6 protein-coding genes are annotated in these 6924 nt (G+C 49.2%); 5 read left to right on the top strand and 1 reads right to left on the bottom strand.

Annotation, left to right across the window (positions count from 1 at the left end):
• The first annotated feature begins 274 nt into the window (after positions 1-274).
• A complete protein-coding gene (locus ACMV5I_RS21615; protein WP_024484143.1) occupies positions 275-664 on the top strand; it encodes an SHOCT domain-containing protein in 390 nt (129 codons plus the stop codon).
• 160 nt (positions 665-824) lie between these two features.
• Here the strand turns inward: ACMV5I_RS21615 and ACMV5I_RS21610 are convergent, their stop codons facing one another.
• Positions 825-1643, bottom strand: a complete 819-nt coding sequence (locus ACMV5I_RS21610) for a winged helix-turn-helix domain-containing protein (protein ID WP_414825232.1) — start codon at positions 1641-1643, stop codon at positions 825-827.
• Positions 1644-2364: 721 nt separating this feature from the next.
• Between ACMV5I_RS21610 and ACMV5I_RS21605 the strand changes: the two genes are divergently transcribed.
• From ACMV5I_RS21605 to ACMV5I_RS21590, 4 genes are all read left to right on the top strand, one after another.
• Positions 2365-2745, top strand: coding sequence for a winged helix-turn-helix domain-containing protein (locus ACMV5I_RS21605; RefSeq protein ID WP_202671571.1), 381 nt, complete (start codon positions 2365-2367; stop codon positions 2743-2745).
• A 118-nt stretch (positions 2746-2863) separates the two neighbouring features.
• Entirely contained in the window at positions 2864-3409 is a 546-nt protein-coding gene (locus tag ACMV5I_RS21600; RefSeq protein WP_024530439.1) for a fimbrial protein, read from the top strand.
• A 57-nt stretch (positions 3410-3466) separates the two neighbouring features.
• Positions 3467-4168, top strand: coding sequence for a fimbria/pilus periplasmic chaperone (locus ACMV5I_RS21595; protein WP_024530440.1), 702 nt, complete (start codon positions 3467-3469; stop codon positions 4166-4168).
• 75 nt (positions 4169-4243) lie between these two features.
• On the top strand, positions 4244-6892 hold the full coding sequence (locus tag ACMV5I_RS21590) for a fimbria/pilus outer membrane usher protein (RefSeq protein ID WP_414825231.1): 2649 nt from the start codon (positions 4244-4246) through the stop codon (positions 6890-6892).
• The last annotated feature ends 32 nt before the right edge of the window (positions 6893-6924 follow it).

The following is a 6924-nucleotide window of genomic DNA, read 5'->3' as shown; positions in this document are numbered from 1 at the left end:
TGTTTGTAAAGGCACGATGAGGTCTCTTCTGTTTTGTTAGCGCAACCAGTAGATCACACTTCATCGTGCCTTTCATTTTTTTCTGGGGATTCCTCAGCCCTGTGGGAGAGGGTTAGGGTGAGGGGCCCGTGCTTTGCCCATACATATGCCCTTCCCGTATTTCTCCCGCCCAACATGGAAAAAATGAAAGTACGACATATACTTATGGTGCTAAACATCAATCTGTTATCGAAGGCCGTTTTATTCTGGTTTTGCTAGACCATAAGGAGCGCTAATGACCTATCACCTACTTACCCTGTGGGATATTCTGGTTACCACGTTTTCATTTTTCTTTTTCATCGCCTACCTGTTTATCCTGTTCCAGGTCGTCTCCGACCTGTTCCGCGATCACCAACTGAGCGGCTTTTATAAGGCAGTATGGATTGTGTTCCTGCTGTTCATCCCGCTGTTAACGTCCCTGGTCTATCTGATTGCCCGTGGTAAAGGCATGGCCGAGCGGCATCGTGCGCAGGTACAGAAATCCGTCTCTGCCACCAACGAGTATATCCGTGAGGTTGCAGGCAAATCGCCAGCCGAACAAATTTCGGACGCCAAAAAGCTGTTGGATGATGGCGTGATCACCGAAAGTGAATACCAGCAGCTTAAGGCTAAAGCATTGGCCTGAGGTTGAAGTTGGCAGAAAGCATGGCAGGAGAGAGGAGGGGGGCCGCAAGCCCCCCTAATAACAATTATTCGGCAGAGAACCCACTTGCAGATCTCTTGCAATCTGCCGGTCAACCACACCGCCGCCGTTCGTTGTTTCCTCACCTTATATAGCTAAACCGCTATTGGCCCTCTGCTGGTCGCAGGCTAGCAAGAGGGTCGTGTTGATTATCGATTTGAAATCGTGAGGAACATCTTAGATCGCCTTGTGCAGTGGTATCGCAAAATAATACCAGCGTGCTGTGGTTTGCCGGGGTTCGGGTAATGTAGACAAACTCATCCGGATTACAGACTACATTGTTAACGGTTAGATATTCCTTGTAGCCGGCCACATTGGTTTCCAGATCGTCTCTATCTATATAGACAGAACATTGATTGATCGTGGCCGCTTTATTGTGGGTGTCAAAAAAACGTGCACTTTGCGATTGATTGCTGGCCAGCAGGATCAGCATAGCCAGGATGAACGTCGTAAATAGGCCATAGCGCAATAGCTTGTTCTGGTTTAAAACCGTGCGTTTTGGCGGCAGCGTTTCGGCTTGTGAGCTCTCGACTGGGAGCGGATCTGGCTTATTGCTTGGCTGCACTATGACGTTGGCGCTCTCTTCTTGCTGTATTTCAACCGTGCCGGAAAAAACCACCCCAACTTTAGGAACCGTTCTGATGATATTTTTACTCAACCCGGCTTCCCGCATCCCTTTTCTTACCAACGAGATGTTCTGATAGAGGGTATTGGCGGTGACATATTGGCCGTTTTTTTGCCATACCTCGTTAAAAAAGTCGCTTTGGCTGATCACCTCACCGGGGCGTTGCAACATTAATTGCAGGCAACGGCTGGCAGGAACGTTTAAAACGGTTTCTTTGCCCCGAGCGCGCAGCGGGCACAGACGGTGCTCTTCGGGAAGGTACAGTACAGTATCGTTAATGATTATTTTTTTGTTCATTTTCAATATATTAACTTTTGGTTGTCTGAATGCCCAGCTTGCTTAAAGTATAGATTATAAGTCTCTGGAGGCGTGAAAAATCAGTAACATTTCATATTCATTTAAAAAACAAAGTGTTAATAAAAAATCTTAAATGAGAGTTACTGTCATTTAATAACGATTGAGAATGCTCTATTCTGATTTAATATTATTTATTAATTTGTTGAATTTTAAGTATATTTTTGTTTTTTATTAAGAATAAAACTACTTCACTCAGAAAAATCTCATTCATGACCTAGTATTTACTCCATCAGCAAGGGGAGAGCGAAGTAAAGCGGCTTCATCTTACTGAGGTAAAGGATAGCGTCACCGGTAAAGGCTTTAAAATATCAGCGTGACAGATAAATCCTAATCGTGTGTTTGTGGGTAATGGATTGAATATCAATGAGTAAAAATTAATGGCTAGCTATAAATGTTGCAAGATAAAAATCTTTGACATTTATGACTACTCAAATGAGGTGAAGTAATGAGTTATGAAAAACACCAGGATGATTCGCGTCAACTAGTAGTAAGCTCTGATTGAATTGAATTGTTCGGCATTTAATGCTGTTATGAGACTTTTAGAGATAGCAATGTGATCATCTTGGCGCGGTTGCCATAGTGGAAATTGCTCCTATAATGTCTCACTTAAGGGAGGTTTGTTATTTTTGTTATTAAACCAAAATAATAATCCGAGATGCATATGGAAAATAGACTTTATGGATTCCTAATTGATGATGACATTCAATTCGATATTGCCAACCGCAGGCTCCTTTATTACTCTGATGGAGCTTCGGAGCGCACCCTGTTTTTCAAGGTTATCTCTCTAAACGAGATTCAGACCCGATTACTGATTTATTTGCTGGCGAATAGCCGGGATGCCGTCATCTATAAAAATGACATAATGAGAAACGTTTGGGAGGAGATTAATTTATCTTCATCCAGCCAGCGTTTATGGCATGCAATTAATGAATTACGTAAAAAACTGGCGTCACTTGGGCTCCCGGAAGATTTTATAGCGAACGTTCATGGTATTGGCTATTCCGTCGATAACCACCGAGTCTCTTCGCTATTTATTAAGTAAGTTGTTGTTAAAGTAAATGCTGGAATCATCTAGCTATATCCATCCCCATGGGTATCCACCAGGCCATTTTAATGGATATTAAAATGGTATTCATAATACAAGGTAAGTAGGAATATATATGAAAAAGTTAGCAATCGCTGCATCCCTGATCGCTGTTTTCGGTACTGTTGGCCTGGCTCAAGCAGCTTCTACCGGTACCATCACTTTTAACGGTGAACTGACTGCAAATACCTGTGACGTTGTGGTTGATGGCCAGCAAGCGGATGCGACCGTTATTCTGCCAACCGTAAGCACCAGCCAACTGCAAACCGCCGCTCGCACTGCCGGTGATACCGGTTTCGTAATGGCCCTGAGCAACTGCGCTGGCACGCTGGAGACTGCTTCTGCTTTCTTCCAGGCGGGTGCTTCCGTTGATGCCGTGACTGGTCGCCTGCTTAATACTACCGGTGATGCTACCAACGTCAGCCTGCAATTGCTTGACGCTTCAAGCCCGACTCAGGCCGTGATCAAAGCCGGTAGCCAAGATCAGGTTACAGCGATGACTTATCAAGACGTTACCGGTGGTAGCGCTACACTGCCGTACATCGTTCGTTACTACGCAGAGGACGCAACCACTGCAGGTAAAGTTGTCAGCAGCGTTGTTTATTCTATTCAGTACCAGTAATGGACTGTGGGAGGGGGGAATGCCCCTCCCAATCTGTCAGTGTGTTCGGAGTTTATGATGAAGTGTCTTTCTATTAATGTATTGCAAGTTGGCACTTTTGCCGCCGCAGCTCTGTTCAGCGTCAGTAGCCTGGCCAGCGTAGTGATTAGCGGTACGCGGGTGATTTACCCCTCTGATGCCAAAGAAGTCAGCGTCAAAATCAGTAACGGTGGTCCATCACCGGTATTGTTGCAAAGCTGGATCGATAACGGTGACGCCGACGCCAAACCAGCTGCGATCAAGGTTCCGTTTGTCTTGACGCCCCCTATGAACCGTGTTGAGCCAAGCAAAGGCCAGACGTTACGTATCAGCTACGCCGGTGGCTCGCTGCCGATGGATAAAGAATCGGTATTCTGGCTGAACGTGCTGGAAGTTCCGGCTAAAACCCAGGCTAAAGTGACAGAGAACCGCTTGCAGATGGCTTTCCGTTCGCGCATCAAGCTGTTCTATCGCCCTGCGGGTCTGCAAGGTAACGCCAATGAAGCGGCTAAAGCGCTAACCTGGAACAGCCAAGGTAACCGAGTACAGGCAAACAACCCAACGCCTTATTATGTCTCGTTGGTCAACCTGTCGGTTAATGGTAAAAAACTTGACCATGCGATGGTGGCTCCTCGTAGCACCATGACATTGGACTTGGCGGGCAGTGCAGGTAGTAAGGTTACAGGGAGTTTCGTAAATGATTACGGTGCGGTTAATACTTTTGATGCAGTGATAAAATAACGTCCCCACTATATAAAACACTCCCGCATTAATTTGTTGATCGCAATTCAGGAATCAGTTCTTGAAGGGATATCTATGTCTAAATATTTTCAATATGGTCTGCGTGCACAGTTATCGCCACTGGCCATAGCTATTTTATCAACTTTTTTTGCGGCTAACGTTAATGCTGAGATCGCGGCTTCTACACCACAAGATATTGCCAAAAATCTTGAGTTCGATGCCTCTTTCCTGAATGTGGATGATGAGAAGTCGGTTGACCTTAGCCGCTTTGCCAATGGTTCCTCGGGCTTGCCTGGGGTCTATAAAACGGCTTTGTATGTTAATAATCAACCGATCAGCAATACCGACATTGAATTCAAAGCGCGGGCAGATAAAAGCGTTTATCCCTGCCTGACCCGCGAACTGATTAAAAACATTGCGTTTGATTACGCCAAGCTGCCAGCTGATTTTTTAACCTCGCTGAGCAAAGGGGAAGTCTGTTTCGATCTCAAGAGTCAGTTGCCAGAGGCTCAGGTAAATTACGACAGTAATGAGCAACGCCTGGATATTATGGTTCCGCAGGTTTACATGCTCAACACTGCCCGCGGCACCGTTAGCCCGGAGCTGTGGGACAGCGGTGTACCGGCACTCTTGATGGGCTACAACGTCAACGGCTACACCAGCGAATCGCACGGCAATACCTTTAATTCGCTGTTTGCCGGCGTGAACGCCGGGCTAAATGTTGGCGCCTGGTATCTACGTCACAACGGGTCTTATACCCGTATGGACAATGGGCCGAACCAGTACAACAACCTCAACACGTATTTGCAGCGAGATATTCCGGTGCTCAAGGCGCGCGTGTTGATGGGCCAATCGAATACCACTGGGCAACTGTTCGATACGCTGCCGTTTACCGGTATTCAACTGGCCAGTGATGAGCGGATGTTGCCGGAGTCCCTGCGCGGTTATGCGCCGGATATCCGTGGCATTGCCCGTACCAACGCCCGCGTTACCGTACGCCAAGGCGGTCAGGTGTTGTATGAAACCACGGTCACGCCGGGCGAGTTCCTGATCAACGATCTGTACCCAACCGGCTACGGTGGGGATCTACAGGTCACGGTACGTGAGTCCGACGGTACCGAGCAGACTTTCAGCGTGCCTTATGCCTCGGTGGCCCAACTGTTGCGGCCTGGGTCATCACGTTATTCGATCACCGCAGGTGAAGTACGCAGCGATAACCTGCGTGAGAAACCGGCACTGTATCAGGGCACCTATCAACTGGGGCTAACTAACGCCATCACCGGCTATGGTGGCCTACAGGCCAGCCAGGATTACTACGCCCTGCAGTTGGGGGCGGCGGTTGGCACGCCGATTGGTGCCTGGGCATTAGATGTTACGCAGGCGCGTACCCATTTGGGCAACCGCACCGATGCCAATGGCCGACATGAGGCGGGTAATAGCCTGAGTGGGCAAAGCTATAAGGTGAGCTACAGCAAGCTGATCAGCGAAACCAACAGTAACCTGTCGCTGGCGGCGTACCGCTTCTCAACCGATGGCTTTATGGACTTTATGACCGCGATGCAGACTCGTGACGCGGTAGCACAAGGGTTCTCGCCGGAGTCGATCTCGCGAGCCAAAAATCGCCTGACGGTGACCGCGGGACAAGGTCTGCCGGATAACTGGGGCCAGTTGTATATCAGCGGCTCCTTGCAGAATTACTGGAACAAAGACGGCAGCGAGAAGCAGTACCAGGTAGGTTACAACAATCGCTACAAGGACCTGTCCTACGGCCTGAGCATTAACCGCAGTTTTTCCAGCCTGGGCACTGCGCAGACCAACTATCTGTTGAGCTTCAGCCTGCCGTTGGGGCGTAGCGACGCAACCCACACGCCACAGTTGCGGATGGATTTGTCGCATGACAGCAGCGGCCGTTATGGCCAGCAGGCTACGGTATCCGGCACCACAGGGCAGGATAACCAGTTCAGCTATGGCGTTACTGCGATGAATGCCAATCAGGGCATGGGCTCCAGCGGCTCGCTGAGCGGTAACTACCGCAGCCCGGCCACGGCGTTGAGCGGTACTTACAGCACCGGTAAAGGCTATCAAAGCGCCTCTGCCGGGATGAACGGCACGGTGATCGCCCACTCTGGTGGGGTGACCTTTACGCCGTACACGTCGGACACCTTCGCGCTAGTGGAAGCCAAGGGTGCAGAGGGAGCGAAAGTTTCCTCCTATCCGGGCGTGAGCATCGATTCACGGGGTTACGCGATAGTGCCTTACCTGAATCCGTACCAGATGAACGAGATCAGTCTCGATCCTAAAGGGACGGCGGCCGGTGTGGAATTGGATAACACCAGCCAGAAAGTGGCGCCATATTCCGGTGCGGTGGTGAAGGTGAAATATACTACTAAGCAAGGGACGCCAATTCTGGTGAATGCGACCTATCAAGGGGAGCCGGTACCGTTCGGGGCCGATATCTTTGATAGCAAAGGCAATAGCGTAGGTTCCGTAGGCCAGGGTGGGCAACTTTATGCGCGTGTGGCGCAAGACAAGGGCCAATTGCAAGTGAAATGGGGCGAAGGCGGTGAGATGCAATGCACCGTCAGCTATATGCTGATGCCCATGGCCAAGGGCCAGGCGCAGATACAACAATTCAATTCGCCTTGCACGACGACGGCCCCCGCCAGTTCCCTGCGGTCGAAACTGGCGAACAATGACACGAGATCGGCTGTTAACCATGGTTAACAGCCAGGTATGACAACAGTTTTCCTTTCTGG

The organism is Serratia sp. T13T92, from assembly GCF_047530105.1.
GTDB lineage: Bacteria > Pseudomonadota > Gammaproteobacteria > Enterobacterales > Enterobacteriaceae > Chania > Chania fonticola.
Note: the sequence above shows the minus strand (reverse complement) of the source record. Positions and strands in the feature narration are given on the sequence as shown.

What these genes read in the sequence shown, in the direction of transcription:
- ACMV5I_RS21615 (WP_024484143.1), top strand. Translation starts at nt 275, where the DNA reads ATGACCTATCACCTACTTACCCTGTGGGATATTCTGGTTACCACGTTT.
- ACMV5I_RS21610 (WP_414825232.1), bottom strand. Translation starts at nt 1,643, where the DNA reads ATGAACAAAAAAATAATCATTAACGATACTGTACTGTACCTTCCCGAA.
- ACMV5I_RS21605 (WP_202671571.1), top strand. Translation starts at nt 2,365, where the DNA reads ATGGAAAATAGACTTTATGGATTCCTAATTGATGATGACATTCAATTC.
- ACMV5I_RS21600 (WP_024530439.1), top strand. Translation starts at nt 2,864, where the DNA reads ATGAAAAAGTTAGCAATCGCTGCATCCCTGATCGCTGTTTTCGGTACT.
- ACMV5I_RS21595 (WP_024530440.1), top strand. Translation starts at nt 3,467, where the DNA reads ATGAAGTGTCTTTCTATTAATGTATTGCAAGTTGGCACTTTTGCCGCC.
- ACMV5I_RS21590 (WP_414825231.1), top strand. Translation starts at nt 4,244, where the DNA reads ATGTCTAAATATTTTCAATATGGTCTGCGTGCACAGTTATCGCCACTG.